The 14,406-nt window shown below is 68.9% G+C and carries 19 protein-coding genes; 14 read left to right on the plus strand and 5 right to left on the minus strand.

Features of this window, described 5'->3' with window-relative positions:
* The first annotated feature begins 11 nt into the window (after positions 1–11).
* From AB0N89_RS00590 to AB0N89_RS00605, 4 genes are all read left to right on the plus strand, one after another.
* Positions 12–827 carry a DUF3097 domain-containing protein gene (locus AB0N89_RS00590; RefSeq protein ID WP_364198674.1) on the plus strand — a complete coding sequence of 272 codons (816 nt, stop codon included), beginning with the start codon at positions 12–14 and terminating at the stop codon, positions 825–827.
* A gap of 95 nt (positions 828–922) precedes the next feature.
* Positions 923–1,354, plus strand: coding sequence for an NfeD family protein (locus AB0N89_RS00595; protein ID WP_005151060.1), 432 nt, complete (start codon positions 923–925; stop codon positions 1,352–1,354).
* A gap of 50 nt (positions 1,355–1,404) precedes the next feature.
* On the plus strand, positions 1,405–2,754 hold the full coding sequence (locus tag AB0N89_RS00600) for an SPFH domain-containing protein (RefSeq protein ID WP_364199245.1): 1,350 nt from the start codon (positions 1,405–1,407) through the stop codon (positions 2,752–2,754).
* A gap of 110 nt (positions 2,755–2,864) precedes the next feature.
* Positions 2,865–3,347, plus strand: coding sequence for a pyridoxamine 5'-phosphate oxidase family protein (locus AB0N89_RS00605; RefSeq protein WP_364198677.1), 483 nt, complete (start codon positions 2,865–2,867; stop codon positions 3,345–3,347).
* Here AB0N89_RS00605 and AB0N89_RS00610 read toward each other — a convergent pair.
* From AB0N89_RS00610 to AB0N89_RS00620, 3 genes are read right to left on the minus strand one after another with little or no spacing between them, the layout of a single operon-like run.
* Positions 3,337–3,717, minus strand: coding sequence for a MerR family transcriptional regulator (locus AB0N89_RS00610; RefSeq protein ID WP_364198680.1), 381 nt, complete (start codon positions 3,715–3,717; stop codon positions 3,337–3,339). The genes AB0N89_RS00605 and AB0N89_RS00610 overlap by 11 nt on opposite strands.
* A complete protein-coding gene (locus AB0N89_RS00615) occupies positions 3,714–5,171 on the minus strand; it encodes a DHA2 family efflux MFS transporter permease subunit (RefSeq protein ID WP_364198683.1) in 1,458 nt (485 codons plus the stop codon). The genes AB0N89_RS00610 and AB0N89_RS00615 overlap by 4 nt, the downstream gene beginning before the upstream one ends.
* On the minus strand, positions 5,168–5,752 hold the full coding sequence (locus AB0N89_RS00620) for an NAD(P)H-dependent oxidoreductase (RefSeq protein ID WP_364198686.1): 585 nt from the start codon (positions 5,750–5,752) through the stop codon (positions 5,168–5,170). Before AB0N89_RS00620 ends, AB0N89_RS00615 begins: the two co-directional genes overlap by 4 nt.
* Before the next feature lie 153 nt (positions 5,753–5,905).
* On the opposite strand from AB0N89_RS00620, the gene AB0N89_RS00625 reads away from it, so the two are divergent.
* The 4 genes from AB0N89_RS00625 to AB0N89_RS00640 are packed head-to-tail and all read left to right on the plus strand — an operon-like array spanning position 5,906 to position 7,390.
* Positions 5,906–6,034, plus strand: a complete 129-nt coding sequence (locus AB0N89_RS00625) for a hypothetical protein (protein WP_364198688.1) — start codon at positions 5,906–5,908, stop codon at positions 6,032–6,034.
* Entirely contained in the window at positions 6,034–6,351 is a 318-nt protein-coding gene (locus tag AB0N89_RS00630; protein ID WP_364198691.1) for a metalloregulator ArsR/SmtB family transcription factor, read from the plus strand. Before AB0N89_RS00625 ends, AB0N89_RS00630 begins: the two co-directional genes overlap by 1 nt.
* A gap of 38 nt (positions 6,352–6,389) precedes the next feature.
* Complete coding sequence (locus tag AB0N89_RS00635; protein ID WP_364199247.1) at positions 6,390–6,785, plus strand: SRPBCC domain-containing protein; 396 nt, start codon at positions 6,390–6,392, stop codon at positions 6,783–6,785.
* Between the two features lie 32 nt (positions 6,786–6,817).
* Positions 6,818–7,390: a TetR/AcrR family transcriptional regulator gene (locus tag AB0N89_RS00640; RefSeq protein WP_364198694.1), complete on the plus strand. Its 573-nt coding sequence runs from the start codon at positions 6,818–6,820 to the stop codon at positions 7,388–7,390.
* Here the strand turns inward: AB0N89_RS00640 and AB0N89_RS00645 are convergent.
* Positions 7,381–8,139 carry an SGNH/GDSL hydrolase family protein gene (locus tag AB0N89_RS00645; protein ID WP_364198697.1) on the minus strand — a complete coding sequence of 253 codons (759 nt, stop codon included), beginning with the start codon at positions 8,137–8,139 and terminating at the stop codon, positions 7,381–7,383. The genes AB0N89_RS00640 and AB0N89_RS00645 overlap by 10 nt on opposite strands.
* 155 nt (positions 8,140–8,294) lie before the next feature.
* Here AB0N89_RS00645 and AB0N89_RS00650 point away from each other — a divergent pair, with 155 nt between their 5' ends.
* The 5 genes from AB0N89_RS00650 to AB0N89_RS00670 all read left to right on the plus strand — a co-directional run bounded on the left by AB0N89_RS00650 (position 8,295) and on the right by AB0N89_RS00670 (position 13,099).
* Complete coding sequence (locus tag AB0N89_RS00650; RefSeq protein ID WP_364198700.1) at positions 8,295–8,948, plus strand: SDR family NAD(P)-dependent oxidoreductase; 654 nt, start codon at positions 8,295–8,297, stop codon at positions 8,946–8,948.
* A gap of 149 nt (positions 8,949–9,097) precedes the next feature.
* Positions 9,098–10,543, plus strand: coding sequence for an FAD-dependent monooxygenase (locus tag AB0N89_RS00655; RefSeq protein ID WP_364198703.1), 1,446 nt, complete (start codon positions 9,098–9,100; stop codon positions 10,541–10,543).
* Entirely contained in the window at positions 10,540–11,613 is a 1,074-nt protein-coding gene (locus AB0N89_RS00660) for a hypothetical protein (RefSeq protein WP_364198706.1), read from the plus strand. Before AB0N89_RS00655 ends, AB0N89_RS00660 begins: the two co-directional genes overlap by 4 nt.
* A gap of 27 nt (positions 11,614–11,640) precedes the next feature.
* Positions 11,641–12,246 (plus strand): TetR/AcrR family transcriptional regulator, encoded by a 606-nt coding sequence (locus AB0N89_RS00665; RefSeq protein ID WP_364198709.1) that lies wholly within the window; start codon positions 11,641–11,643, stop codon positions 12,244–12,246.
* A 124-nt stretch (positions 12,247–12,370) separates the two neighbouring features.
* The gene (locus tag AB0N89_RS00670; RefSeq protein ID WP_364198712.1) at positions 12,371–13,099 is read left to right on the plus strand and encodes a VanZ family protein; all 729 of its coding nucleotides are present in this window, start codon (positions 12,371–12,373) and stop codon (positions 13,097–13,099) included.
* Between the two features lie 10 nt (positions 13,100–13,109).
* Here AB0N89_RS00670 and AB0N89_RS00675 read toward each other — a convergent pair whose 3' ends face one another.
* Positions 13,110–13,577, minus strand: coding sequence for a glycogen operon protein GlgX (locus AB0N89_RS00675; RefSeq protein ID WP_364198715.1), 468 nt, complete (start codon positions 13,575–13,577; stop codon positions 13,110–13,112).
* Positions 13,578–13,667: 90 nt separating this feature from the next.
* On the opposite strand from AB0N89_RS00675, the gene AB0N89_RS00680 reads away from it, so the two are divergent.
* Positions 13,668–14,396: a TetR family transcriptional regulator gene (locus AB0N89_RS00680; protein ID WP_364198718.1), complete on the plus strand. Its 729-nt coding sequence runs from the start codon at positions 13,668–13,670 to the stop codon at positions 14,394–14,396.
* Positions 14,397–14,406 lie beyond the last annotated feature (10 nt).

A 14,406-nucleotide genomic window follows, 5' to 3' on the forward strand; every position in this document is an offset into this window, starting at 1 on the left:
CGTCGTCCGCCGTGCGCTCCCATTCCTACGACGACGTGCTGTCCGGTCCGCGCAAGCGGAAGATCCCCGAGGTGCCCGCCGAACCGGGACTCGTGGTCGAAGACCCGGCCAGCGGGTACTGCGGCGCCGTGGTGAAGATCGAGTACGGCAACGTGGTCCTCGAGGACCGGCACGGCAAGCACCGCGTGTTCCCGCTGAACCCCGCGGGCTTCCTGCTCGAAGGCAAACCGGTCACGCTGGTGCCCGCCAAGGCGGGTTCGAAGACGCCTGCCCGGCGGATCTCGGCGTCCGGGTCGGTCCAGGTCCAGGGGCTCAAGGCCCGGGTCGCGCGCGATTCGCGCATCTGGGTGGAAGGCAAGCACGACGCCGAGCTCGTCGAGCGGGTCTGGGGGCACGACCTGCGGGTCGAGGGCGTGGTGGTGGAACCACTCGATGGAGTGGACGTGCTGTCCGACCGCATCGGAGAGTTCGGTACCGGCCCCGGCCGTCGTCTCGGGGTGCTGGTCGACCATCTGGTGGCGGGCAGCAAGGAGTCCCGGATCGTCGACGCGATCCGCGACGAGAACGTGCTGGTCACCGGGCATCCGTACATCGACATCTGGGAGGCCGTGAAGCCTTCGGTCGTCGGTATCCGCGCCTGGCCGAAGATCCCGCGTGGCACGGAGTGGAAGGAAGGTGTCTGCGAGGCGCTCGGCTGGGGCGAGCCGTGGGAGGGCTGGCAGCGGGTCCTGGCGGCGGTCGGCAGCTACCGGGATCTGGAAACGCCGCTGATCGGAGCGGTGGAGCGGCTCATCGACTTCGTCTCCGACCCGGGCGACGAGTCCTGAATGACCGGTTTGCGCGAGGTCACTCAAGGTCACGCGTCGGTCACGTCGGTTTCGCTTCTTCGGTATGAATCGACGCGATCTGGGAGCATGAACGCATGACAGGCGCTCTCATCTGGCTGATCGCCGGCATCCTCCTGATCATCGCCGAGCTGCTCTCGGGCGACCTGTTCCTGCTCATGGTCGGCGCCGGGGCGCTGTTCGGGGCCGGCTCCGCCGCGTTGACCGGGAACCCGTTCATCGACGTCGCGGTCTTCGCCGTCGCGTCGGTCGGCATGCTCGCCCTCGTGCGGCCGACCCTCAAGCGCCGGTTCCTCGCGGGACCGGACATCAAGACCAACACCGACGCGCTGATCGGCGCGCGAGCGGTAGTAGTGTCCACAGTGGACGTCGAAGCCGGTCAGGTGAAGCTGGCGGGCGACGTGTGGTCGGCACGATGCATGACCGCGGGGGAACCGATCGCCCCGGGCACATCGGTGACGGTCGTCGAGATCTCGGGCGCCACCGCGGTCGTTTCGGCCGAGCTGTGAGCCGCACAGCAACAGGTTTCTACGTAAGGGGAAGGTAGTTGTCAGAGACAGTGGTATTCATCGTCGTCGGACTGCTCGCGTTGTTCGTTGTCGTCGTCGTGGTCAAGGCGATCATGGTGGTGCCGCAGGCGCAGTCAGCCGTGATCGAACGGCTGGGCCGGTTCCGGACGGTGGCTTCTCCCGGCCTGACGTTTCTGGTGCCCTTCCTGGACAAGGTGCGGGCGCGGATCGACCTCCGCGAGCAGGTCGTCTCGTTCCCGCCCCAGCCCGTGATCACCGAGGACAACCTGACGGTGTCCATCGACACGGTCGTGTACTTCCAAGTCACCGACTCGCGGGCGGCGGTCTACGAGATCTCGAACTACATCGTCGGTGTCGAGCAGCTGACCACCACGACGCTGCGTAACGTCGTCGGTGGCATGAGCCTCGAGCAGACGCTGACCTCGCGTGACTCGATCAACAGCCAGCTGCGCGGCGTGCTCGACGAGGCCACCGGCCGCTGGGGCATCCGCGTGGCCCGCGTCGAGCTGAAGGCGATCGACCCGCCGCCCTCCATCCAGGACTCGATGGAGAAGCAGATGCGCGCCGACCGTGAGAAGCGCGCGATGATCCTGACCGCCGAAGGTCAGCGTGAATCGGCGATCAAGACCGCGGAAGGTCAGAAGCAGAGCCAGATCCTCGCGGCGGAAGGCGCCAAGCAGGCCGCGATCCTGAGCGCGGAGGCCGAGCGGCAGTCGCGGATCCTGCGGGCGCAAGGTGAACGGGCCGCCCGGTACCTGCAGGCGCAGGGTCAGGCGAAGGCCATCGAGAAGGTCTTCGCGGCGATCAAGGCCGGACGTCCCACTCCCGAGGTCCTGGCGTACCAGTACCTGCAGACCCTGCCGCAGATGGCGCAGGGCGACGCGAACAAGGTCTGGATGATCCCGAGCGACTACGGCAAGGCCCTGGAAGGCTTCGCCCGCGCGCTCGGCGCCCCCGGCGACGACGGTGTGTTCCGCTACGAGCCGCCGAAGGAAGACCCGGTCGAGAAGCCGGACCTGGAAGACGAAGAGGTCCAGGGCTGGTTCGACACCTCCAGCGACCCGAAGGTCGCCGAGGCCGTCGCGGCCGCGGAAGCCGTGGCGCGCAAGGAGGTCCCGGCGCTCGGCGTCGCGACGCCGCGGCAGGAGCCGCCCGCTCCGCGCAAGGTCCCCAAGTCCGCTCCCGAGCCGGAAGCCGCCCCGGAGCCCACGCAGCAGCAGGCTCCGCCGGCCCCGCCCCGGTTGCCGCAGGCCCAGCCGCCCGCCACGCCGCCGGGAGGCCCGTACCAGGGTCCGCCGTCGCAGGGACCGGGCAGCGGCCCGTTCCCGCAGCAGGGACCGTTCGGTGGTCCGCAGGGCGGTCCGCCGCCGCAGCGCTGATCGGCCCTTGAAGTACATGAAGGCCCCCTTCCTTGCGCCTATCGCAAAGAAGGGGGCCTTCATGTGCTCGGGCTGGACCTCGACAGCGATGGAGGTTGCAGGGTGGCGGCATGACCGAAGCGATTTTCGCCGTTCAGAGCTTCCTCGACGAGCCACGCCTGCCGGCGAGCGTCGCCACCACCACCGGCCGCGGGAACCCGGCGCTGGCGATGATGTGGTTCGTGGCCGAGGAAGGCAGGCTGTGGTTCCACTCTCCGGCGTCCGGCGACCGGCCGGCACCGTTCCTCGACGCGGCCCGCGAGAACCGTGAAGTCGCCGTGATGGTCGCGACGTTCGATCCACCCGGCGACGTTCGCCAGGTGCGGATGACCGGGCCCGCGGGGCTGGAGACAAAGGACGTCGCGCGGATTCGCCGCATCTACGAGCGCTACATCCCCGAGTGGTCCCCGGCCTGGGCGGATCATGCCGCGTCGCCTGATGCCTTGTTGTGGTCCATGTCCCCTGACCGGGGCATGGCCGTGGCCTACCCCGGTCTGGAGAACCGTCCGGTGTTCCGCTGGTCGAATCCGGCCGAAGGACCGTTCAGCGCCTGAGGAACTCCAGCGTCCGGTACTCGTCGACCACGGTGGTGAGCTCGGCGATGCGAGCCTGCCCGGCGTCGATGAGCCGTTGCCCGGCGTTGGACCATTTTCCGAGGTCGGGGGACATCGGCGGGATCTCGGCGAGGATGTCCGCGCTTTCGGCGAGGCTGAGCCCGACCCGCTGGGCGGCGACCGCGAGCCGGATCCGGCAAATGGCGTCGACGGTGAACCGGCGCGCGTTGCCTTTGGTGCGTTCCGCGGTGATGACGTGGTAGCGCTCGTAGTACCGGACGGCGTTGGCCGAGACCCCGGCCCGGCTCGCGACCTCGCTGATGGTCAGGTGGGCATCGAGCCGGGGGAGTGCCGGGGTCGGCGTCGTCATGCTGCGCTCCGTACCGTCGTGGGTTCCACCGCCGAGGCTACCGGGACCGGCCTGGTCCTCAGCCTGACGACCAGGGCGATCACCATCACCGCGAGGACACCGATGAGGGTCAGGCGATAGGCGGAGACGACGTCCCCGACGAGCGTCACGCCCGCCTGCGGGTCGCTCAGCGCCGCGAGACCCTGGCCTTCGGTGGCCGTCGCGATCAACCCGGTGAACAACGCGCTCACCGCCGCCGTGCCGACCGCGCTCGCGATGGTGCTGGAGAGCGGGAGGATCGCGGAACCGGACGCGAGATCCGGGCCACGCAGGTTCCGGCCGGCGCTCACGATCGTGGGCATCATGATCGCGCCGGTGCCCGCGCCCTGGAACACGCCCAGGATCGCCAGCACCAGGTACGGCGTGTCCGGTGCGAGGACGAGCATGGTCAGCCCGGTCGAAGCGATCGCGAGGCTCAGCCCGGTCCCGACGACGATCCGCGGACCGAAGCGTTCCAGGACGCGGGCGGCGAACTGGATCGTGATGCCCATGCCGATCGCGCCCGGCACCGACATCAGTGCGCTGATCATGGGCGAGTCGCCGCGCATGATCTGGATGTAGGCGGGCATCAGCAGCATGGAGCCGAAGTACGGCGCGGCGTACAGGACCAGGACCACGGCGTTGCGCCCGAACGTCCGGTCACGCAGGAGCCGGACGTTCAGCAGCGGCGCGGGATGCCGCCAAGACCGGCGGGTGAACACGGCCATGAGCGCCAGCCCGGCGACGACGATCGCCGCGCGGGCCCCGGCGCCGATCGCTTCTTCGCTGAATCCGTAGGCCACCCCGACGACGCCGGGGACGAGCAGCAGGCCGCCCACGAGGTCGATCGGGGAGCGTTCCGGGGACAGGGTGTCGGCGGGCACCCAGCGCAGCACTCCGATGACGGCGAGCAGGGCGGGCGGGACGGTGATGAAGAACAGCGCCCGCCACGACAGGCTGTCCAGCAGGAACCCGCCGAGCAACGGACCCATGATCGGTCCGATCAGCAGCGGCAGCCCGGTGATCGTGGTCATCCGGCTCCGGCGTGCCGGATCCACCGTGCCGAAGCCGATGGTCATGCCCAAGGGATTGATGAGGCCGCCGGCGAGCCCTTGGACGGCCCTCGCGACGATCAGCCAGCCCAGATCGCCTGCCGCTCCGGCGGCCGCGGACGCCGCCGCGAACACGAGCAAGGCGATCAGGTACACCCGGCGCGCACCCCAGCGTTGTGCGAAGGTGGCCGCCAGAGGCATCGCCGCGACCATGGCGAGCGCGTAGGCGGTCGCGACCCACTGGATGGTGGTGAGCGACGCGGAGAAGGTGGTCATGAACCGCGGCAGCGCGACGGCGACGATCGTGGTGTCCAGGACGGCCATCAAGCCGCCGAGCGCGATCACCGACGCGATGCGCAGTTCCTGTGCGGTCAGGCGATTCATGCCGCACTCACCCGATCCGCGGCCCGTCCGGCGCGCAGGGTGCGGGCCCACCAGCCCAGCTCGGTCATCGTCCCGGCCAGCGCGGCGCGCTCGCCTTCGGTGCCTTCGTAGCCGTTCGGGCCGAGGCGGGTCCACGGAGCGTTCAGCAGCACCGCGTCGCGGATGGTGGTCGCCCTCAGCTCGGGGAAGATCAGCCGCAGCTGCTCGATCGCGCGGATTCCGCCCGAACCGGCGCCGTAGCCGACGAACGCGACGGGTTTGTACGCCCATTCGCTGAAGTGCCAGTCGATCGCGTTCTTCAGTGCGGCAGGGAAGCTGTGGTTGTACTCCGGGGTGACGATCAGGTACGCGTCGGCCGCGTGCAGCCTGGCGCTGATCGCCGTCTCGGTGCCGCCGGGCCGCGTCCCCTGCAACGGGAGATCGACGTCGGCGAGGTCGATCGGGTCGACCTCCAGACCGTCGATCGCGGCGAGTTCGGTCAACAGCCAGCCCGTGATGGCGTCGGCGAACCGTTCGTGCCGGACGCTCCCGATGATCACGGCGAGGCGGAAGGAGGACTGTGCGGTGGTTTTCGTGCTCATGGCGATGACGCTAAAAGTTCGTCCATAGGCGAACTCAAGCCGTTGCGGGCCTGGTCACGATCCCTGGACCTCTATTAAAGTCGAGGTTGTAGGAGCCCACTCCCGAAGTGGCCGGAGTTGACATGTAGGAAATCTCCTACGTATTGTCGCGGCATGAGCATCGACCATGCCCGGTTTCTCACCGTGCCGGTTTCCGATCAGGCCAAGGCGCGGGACTTCTCCGTCGGCAAGCTCGGTTTCGACCTGCTCGAAGCCGCCAGATACGGGAACTGGCCGCGCTAGTGCCGGTCAACGACGACGTCTTCGCCGCACTCGCCAACCCGTCCCGCCGCGAGGTGCTGGGCATCCTCCGCGACGGCCCGCGAGCGGCGGGAGAGATCGCCGACCGCTTCGACATGCGGCGGCCGAGCCTGTCGGAACACCTTCGGGTGCTGCGCGAAGCCGGGCTCGTCCGGGAAGAGCGGCAGGGCCGCAATCGCGTCTACTCCCTGGAAGCCGGTCCGCTACGGGAAGTCTCCGACTGGCTGTCGCCGTACGAGCAGTACTGGCGCGGCAAACTGGCCGACCTGCGTGACCTGCTGGACGAGGAGGAGTTCTGAACGACGAGGATCCGACGGCCATCCACGTCGACCAGTTCCTGGCGCACCCGCCGCGGAAGGTGTGGCGCGCGCTGACCGAACCGCGACTGCTGGAGCGCTGGCTCCGGATGCCGAACGACATCAAACCCGTTGTGGGCCACCGGTTCGAGCTGCTCGCGGATCCCGTCCCCGCCGCCGGTTTCGCGGGCGGACCGGTCGCCTGCGAGGTGCTGGCCGTGGAGCCGGAGCGGTTGCTCAGTATCAGCTGGGGTCCGGAATGGACGGTCACCTGGCGGCTCGAACCGGAGGGCCGTGGCACCCGGCTGTTCCTCAGTCACGAGGGTTTCGATCCCGACGACGAGTTCCAGCGGATGTCGCGCCGGATCATGGGCGGCGGCTGGCGCACCGGGGTTCCCAAAGCGTTGGCGCGCGTAGTGGACGAGATCCCGGACTAGACGGTCTCGACAACGGGTCTAGGATCCCCGCTGTGACGGACGAAAAACCGCTCCGAGCCGATGCCCGCCGTAACCGCACGCGGGTGTTGGAGGCCGCGGAGCGCGTCTTCACGGCCAAAGGCACCAGTGCGCCCACCGAGGAAGTCGCCCGCGAGGCAGGCGTCGGTGTCGGCACCGTGTTCCGGCACTTTCCGACGAAAGAAGCCCTGCTGGAAGCGGTCCTCTACGCGCGTCTCCACCGCTTCGTCGACGAAGCGGAATCCACGGTTGCCGCGGACTCGCCGGACCCGGGCGCCGCGTTCTTCGGGTTCCTGACCGGCTGGATCGCGATGGCCGACGACAAGAACGCCTACTTCGAAGCCTTGTCGGCCGCCGGAGTCAGCCTTCCCTCGGCGGGCTCGGTCATCGGTGTCCGCCTGAAGGACGCGCTCGGCGTGCTCCTCAGCCGGGCGCAGGACACCGGCGACGTCCGCAAAGACCTCGGCGTGGACGAGCTGATCCCGGTGATCATCGGGACCGCGAAGGCGGCGGAGCACGCCGGGCCCGAATTGCGGGCCCGGACGATCTGCATCCTCTTCGACGGTCTCCGGCCGCGTCAGGCGTAGGGATCCATCGTCGGCCGCTTCGGTGCGAGAGTGTCGCCCGACGATTCGCCACGCAGCCTGCGTTTGATCCACGGGACGGCGTGTTCCTTGCCCCACCGCAGGTTTCCGGTACGACGCGCCTGCGGGCTCAGCAGTGGCCGCGGTCCGAGTTCGGCAGGCGTCAGCTTGTGCGGTTCACCGAGCGCGTCGAGGACGGCGATGGCGATCTCGTTGTGCCCCAAGGAGTTGAGGTGAAGCCGGTCTGGTGCCCACAGCCGCCGGTCGCGGAGCCGGCGCATCGCCCACATGTCCACCAGCAGCGCCCCGTGCCGGGCGGCGATACCGCGGACATGCTCGTTGTAGATCGCGACACGGCCCCGGATCGTGCGGAACAAGGCGTCCTCGACGCCGTCGACGCCCGTGAAGAGAACGACGCGCGCGCCGGTCGCGACGGCCTGGCCGACCGCGACGTCGTAGTCGTCGATGAGGGCGTCGATGTCGACCTTCGGCCGCATCAGGTCGTTGCCGCCCGCGTACATCGTCACGAGGTCCGGGTTCAACGCGAGCGCCGGTTCGAGCTGCTCCGCGAGGACCTGCCCGAGAAGTTTGCCGCGAATGGCGAGGTTCGCGTAGCGGAAGTCCTGGTGATTCGCCGCGAGCCGCTCCGCGACGCGGTCGGCCCAGCCGCGGACGCCGTTGGGGGACGACGGGTCCTCGTCGCCGACACCCTCGGTGAAGGAGTCACCGATACTGACTAAGCGCTTGCTCATGCTCCGATGTTACCCAAGCCCGTCCAGTCGACTGGAATGGACAGTTGGATGGAAGGGGAGAGGCCCTCTTCCGGACGCCATTGGACACCGGAATACCGGCGTACTCTGCGGATTCCCCGGGTTCCCCATCACTCCGCCGAGCAGCGAGGAGCATCATGCCCGAACAGCGCACCGCCCTGGTCACCGGAGCCAATCGAGGGCTCGGGCAAGCGGTCGCCGCCGAGCTCGCCCGGCGGGGCCTGCGGGTTGTCCCCACATCGAGGCAGGCGGGCGAAGCGGGCGTGTCGCAGGTGCTGGACGTCACCGACGCCGAAAGCGTACGGAGCGCCGGTGAGCGGGTCGGCGAGGTCGACGTGCTGATCTGCAACGCGGGTGTCCTGCTCGATCCGGGCAACGATCCGCTGTCGGTGCCGCTGGACCTCGTCGAACGCAGTCTGGCGGTGAACCTGCTGGGCGGCTGGCGGGTCGCGCAGACGTTCCTCCCGGGGATGGTCAGCCGAGGCTGGGGCCGGGTGGTCTTCGTCTCCAGCGACGCCGGTTCCTACGACAGGGGACTGTTCACCGGCGCGCCGGGCTATTCGGTGTCGAAGGCGGCGCTCAACGGGCTGACCATGATGCTGGCCTCGCACACCAAGGGATCCGGGGTGCTGGTGAACGCGGTGAACCCCGGTCCGACGCGGACCAGGATGATGCCGATGGCGGAGCGCTCGGTGGAGGAGTCCGCGAACAACATCGTCCACGCGGCCATGCTTCCCGATGACGGCCCGTCCGGAGTTCTCCTGGAGAACGGACAGCCCGCTCCCTGGTAACGCGTTTCCCGAACGATCTCCGAGGGCCACCCGGCATCCGGGTGGCCCTCGCTGCTGTGCGAGGCCGATTCCTTGACAGCCTCCGACGTCATTCATACATTCATACAGGCGTTGTCAATCTGTATGAATGACGCTGGGAGTTGATCCGCATGCGACTCGGCAAGACCGCCGTCGTCCTCGGTGGCAGCGCCGCCGGTCTCTGCACCGCCGGAGCCCTCGCCCCGTATTTCGACCAGGTCCTGGTACTGGAACGTGACGAGCTTCCGGCCGAGGCCGAACATCGGCGCGGGGTACCGCAGAGCAAGCATCCGCATTTCCTGCTGAACTCCGGCCGCCGCGCGATCGGCGCGTTGTTCCCCGGGTTCGAGGACGACCTCATCGCCGCCGGCGGTCTACACCTCATGCCGTCCATGGACGCCGCCTACCTCGACGGCGAAGGCTGGTCGGCGCGCAAACGCAGCGCGATGACGATGATCTACAGCTCGCGGATCCTCATCGAACGCGTGCTGCGCGACAAGGTCCGGGAACTGCCCAACGTCGAGATCCGCGAAGGTTTCGCGGTGAGCGGCCTGGCCACACGAGACGGCGAAGTCGCCGGGGTCGTGACCGGCGACGAGCACGTCGACGCGGATTTCGTGGTGGACGCGATGGGGCGTGGGTCCTCCGTCGGCGCCTGGCTGGCGGCGGCGGGCTGGCCCGAGCCCGAGGTGCGGACTCTCGACGCCAAGGTCACCTACACCTCGCGCTGGTACGACCTGCCCTCAGCCGGGGAGCGTCCCGGGTCCTGGTGGTGGCAGCACCTGGTGATCATGCCGACGCCGGACAAGGGCGCGCATCCGGACGAGCACGAGTTCCTGGTGAACTTCTTCCCGATCGAAGGCAACCGCGTCATCGCCTGCATGGGTTCGTGGGGACTCGAAATGCCGCGGACCACCGAGGCGTTCGTCGAGTCGGCCCGCCGGGTGCGGGCGCCGCTGTTCGCGGCCGCGATGGACCGCTCCACGCCGACGTCCGAGGTTCACCTGACCCGGTCGACCGGCAACAAGTGGCGACGATACGACAAGCTCCGTACCCCGCCGAAACGCCTGGCGTTCGTTGGCGACTCGATCTGCGCGTTCAACCCGTTCTACGCGCAAGGCATCAGTTCCGCCGCGGGATCGGCCCTGCTGCTGCGTGGACATCTCGCTCACGCCGAACGTCTCGACGACCGGTTCTCCGCGGCTTTCCTCGCCGCGCAGCGAAAGCTGCTCAACGTCCCGTGGAGCCTGGCGATGGCGAGGGACCAGGGTTACGCCTGCGCCGTGGGCACCGAAAAGGCGGGGGAGTGGAAACGCCGCCTGCTCTCGGCGATGTCCGGACCCGCGTTCAGGCTCATCGTCGGAGCCGCCCGCGAGGACGACGTCGTCGACGAGCACTTCGCGAAGGTGTTCAACCTCGACGAGTCGCTGCGCGACATGATGACCAACCCGCGGGTGCTCGCGGGACTGCTGCGCTACCGGATCCGCGCCGCACTCGGACGGCACCGGATCCCGTTCGACTTCGACGCCCGGGCCGAGCCGCCGGTCACGGACTACTCACCGGCGGGCTCCCGATGACCCCCGTCTGCGGACCGGACGCGGAAGCCGTCACCCGGGGACTCGGCTTCGACTGCCACGACGTTTCCCCCTGGCTCTCGATCCGCCCTCCGTGGGAGGCGGCGCATTGGACGATGCCACTGCTGGAACTGCTCGTCGTCGGCGGAGCCGTCTTCGCGCTGGTGCACGCCATCCGCCGTCATCGTCGGGGCGACTCGACGAACCTGGCGTTGTGGTGCGCTTCGCTGGTCTACCTCTTCGTCATCGAACCACCGCTGTACTTCCCGGAGTGGTTCGGCCTGGAGAGCCAGTACGGCTTCATCTTCGCCCACAACCGGTTCACCGTTCAGTTCATGGGGGACCGGCTGCCGCTCTACATCGTCGCGTTCTATCCGATGATCAGCCAGCTCGCCTACGAGCTCGTCCGGTCTCTGGGGATCTTCCGTGCCCGCGGCGCGGCGATCGGCTCGGTGGCGGTCGCTCTCGCCTGCCAGGTATTCTACGAGGTCTTCGACCACCTCGGCCCGCAGCTGAAGTGGTGGGCCTGGAACGGGGAGAACCGGATCGTCAATCACCCCGCACTGGATTCCGTGCCCATGAACAGCATGCTGCTCTTCGCGTCCGTCTCGATGGGCGCGATGACCTGGCTGGTGATGCGCCTGGCGAGCGGGCCGAGGCGCGGCTGGTCACTGGCGGGGCGCGTCCTGCTGGCCGGTGTCCTCACCCCGCCGACCATGGCGATCGCCGGTCTCCCGTCGAGCTTGTTCGACGGGAACACGACCGCGCAGGCTTGGATTCTCGGTGCCGAGCTGGCCTTGCTGTGGGTCGCGGGCAGCTGGATCCTCGTCCGGCACCGAGGTCCCGGCGAACCGTTGGAGTCCTTCGCGAGGTTCTATCCCGCCGTCTATCTGGGCGGGCTGGCCGTGTTCTGGCTGGGCGCACTGCCGGCCTACCTCTCCGCGGAGAACGGCATCACCGAAGAGGGGACCCCGGTCGGGAACGGGCTCTACGCCTTGGCGTGCTTCGCGGGTGCGGGGCTGATGCTGGCCGCGTTGTACCGCGTGCGCCGTGCGGCACCTGCCACCGTCTGAGATTCGCCGTTCGGGGAAGATGGAGCGATGGGGCACCACGGATGGCAGGGCAACCCTCCCGGAACCGAGCAGGAGGCTCGCCGCCGGATCGTCGAGGCGGCGACGGCCTGCATCGACCGGGTCGGTCTCGCCAAGACCAGCCTCTCCGACGTCGCCGCCGAGGCGGGCGTGACCCGGCAGACCGTCTATCGCTACTTCCCGAGCCTGGCCGACATCCTCGGAGCGGTCGCGCTCGACCGCGTCGAGGAGTTCGCCAGGCGGATGGAACGGCATCTCGCCTCGTTCGACAGCGCCGCCGAGGTCGCGGTGGAATCCGTGGTGTTCGGTGTCCGGGCGGTTCCCGAGGATCCCCACCTGGGACTGCTCCTGAAAGCGGGTGAGGCCGACGTCTTCACCGTCGCGGTCACGTCGTCGCAGTCCTTCTCGCTCGGCTCGCGCATCCTCCGGAACGTGCCGGTCGACTGGGCGGCTGTGGGCGTCACGACCGACGAGGACTTCGAGGGGCTCGCCGAGACGTTGATGCGGCTGTTCCTCTCGTTCCTGCAGTACCCGTCGACCCCGCCGCACACCGACGATCGACTGCGAGTCCTCGTCCGCCGCTGGATCGGGCCCGCTCTGGGCGCACGCCCATGACAATCCAAACCGGTGAAGTATCGACGCGAATGGTAGTTATTCACCGACAATAGTCAGGGTTCTTGTCTGGCCTTCACGATGCTGCCACCCTCGCCGAAGACGATCATCGGCGAAAGGGGAGTGCATGGGATGGTGGTGGCAGGCATTCTCCGATGCCGCACCGTGGTCGCTGCTCGCCGCCGCGGCCGGTGCGGGCACCGTCGAGTTCATGGCGCGGCTACACGGAAAGCGACGTCGTCCGTCCGTTGTCGCGCTGGATTTCGCTTTGCTGGCTTCCCTTTTCGCGGTACTGCTGGTCGTCTTCGTGCCGGCGCCGACGGCCGCTCGTGGCTCTTCGGTGAGCCTTCATCTGCTGGCGGACGTCCTGCCTGTCTTCAGCGACCAGCCGGACGTCGCCCTGGTTCAGTTGGCGGGCAACGTCTTCCTGCTGACACCGCTCGCGGCGCTGCTGCCGGTGCGCTTCGGCTGGGCGAAGCCGGTGGCGCGGATCGTCCTCTCGGCGTTCGCGGTGTCCGTGTCGATCGAATGCCTCCAGGTCTGGCAGGGCGCCGGCCGGGTCGGCTCGCTGGACGACGTCCTGTGCAACACCGCGGGCGCCGCGCTCGCGGCCTGGTGCGGAAGCCGGTGGCGTGGCCGGACGGTGCCGTCGGGCACGGTTCGCGTCTGGTGCCGCTCGGGGATCGAAGTCCGCCGTTCCGGATCGGCGAGCGCACGCCGAGGGCAACGGCTGATCGGCCGCGTGACGTTGTCCGACCTTCCGCCGCTGGCCGAAGGCGCGACCCTCGAGATCACCCTGTCCGAATCGGACGGTGGAGCCCTGCTCGTTTCGGCTCAGGCATCGGTGGCGGCCTGAACCGCGAGCGCTACCTGGACCGGACGCCCGCGAGGACCGCGTCGAGGCTGGGAAGCCACCGCTGCCGGGGATCCGGTTCCACGAGCCATTCCGCATGGGCCTCGACGCGTCCGGAGTCGGCGGGCAGGGGGAGCAGCGCACCCCAGGCGAGCACCTCGACGTACCGGGGCAGGGAGATCCGAGGTGGGATCAGCCCGTCGGTCTCCGCGAGGATGGCGACGCGCGGGCCCTGCTGGGTCAGCACGGTCATGGCGGGGCCTTCGCAGCCGGTCTCGGCGAGCCGGGTGAGGACCTGGTTGCCGTGGATCTTGGGCAGGGTCACCGCGCAGATCCCGTTCCCCAGGACCAGGAACGGCTGGGAGCCACGCCATTTCAGCGACCAGCCGAAAAGCCGGCCGTAGAAGGCGTCGCCGCGGGGGCGGATCGAATCCCGGGACGAGAGGGACTCGTCCGGAAGCACTTGCTGGTCCAGCGACATCGTCGGCGCCTTCCGAACGGCGGGGTGGGGAGTCCTCCTCAGCGTAACGGCACTCAGTGTCACTAGCAAGTCTGGTGCTACCGTCCCGCCATGACCGATTCGCCGCGCCGAGCGCCGGTGACCAGAGCCGGGGCGACGCCCGCGGGCAGGCGCCGCCTGCGTCGCGCGCTCGCCGCCGCGGCCGTGGACCTGTTCGTGGCCAAGGGATACGAAGCGACCACGGTGGACGAGATCGCGGCCGCCGCCGGGGTGGGTCGGCGCACGTTCTTCCGGTACTTCGACTCCAAGGACGAGGTGCTCTTCGCCAACCACGACGAGATCGTGGCGGAGATGGAGGAGGCCTTCGCCGAGGCGGACCCGGAGCGTGATCCAGTGGAGACTGCGTGCGCCGCCGTCGGTCTGGTCCTCGACTCGTATGCCGCCGAACTCGACGTTTCGCTCAAGCGGTTCACGCTGACGCGGACGGTGCCTTCGTTGCGGGACAAGGAGGTCGCGACCGTCGATCGCTACCAGCGCGTGCTGGCACGCTACCTGCGGGCGCGGTTCGCGGACCAGGGCGACGAGACGGCGAGCCTGCGAGCGGACGTGGCCGCCGCGGCGATCGCGGCCGCGAACAACCACGTGCTCCGGCGCTGGCTTCGCAGCGGCGGGCAGGACGACATCGGCGCCAGTGCGGCGGAGGCCTTCGCGCTGGTCATTGACGCTTTCCGGGCCGAACGCGCGGTGGCCGAGGAGACCACGGTGGTGGCCGTGATGACCACGGCGACGCCCCTGCACTCCGTCATCGCCAAGGTGAACGCCGCCCTGAACGGGAAGTAGGCGAACACTG

This window comes from Amycolatopsis sp. NPDC089917, from assembly GCF_040684635.1.
Taxonomy (GTDB): Bacteria; Actinomycetota; Actinomycetes; order Mycobacteriales; family Pseudonocardiaceae; genus Amycolatopsis.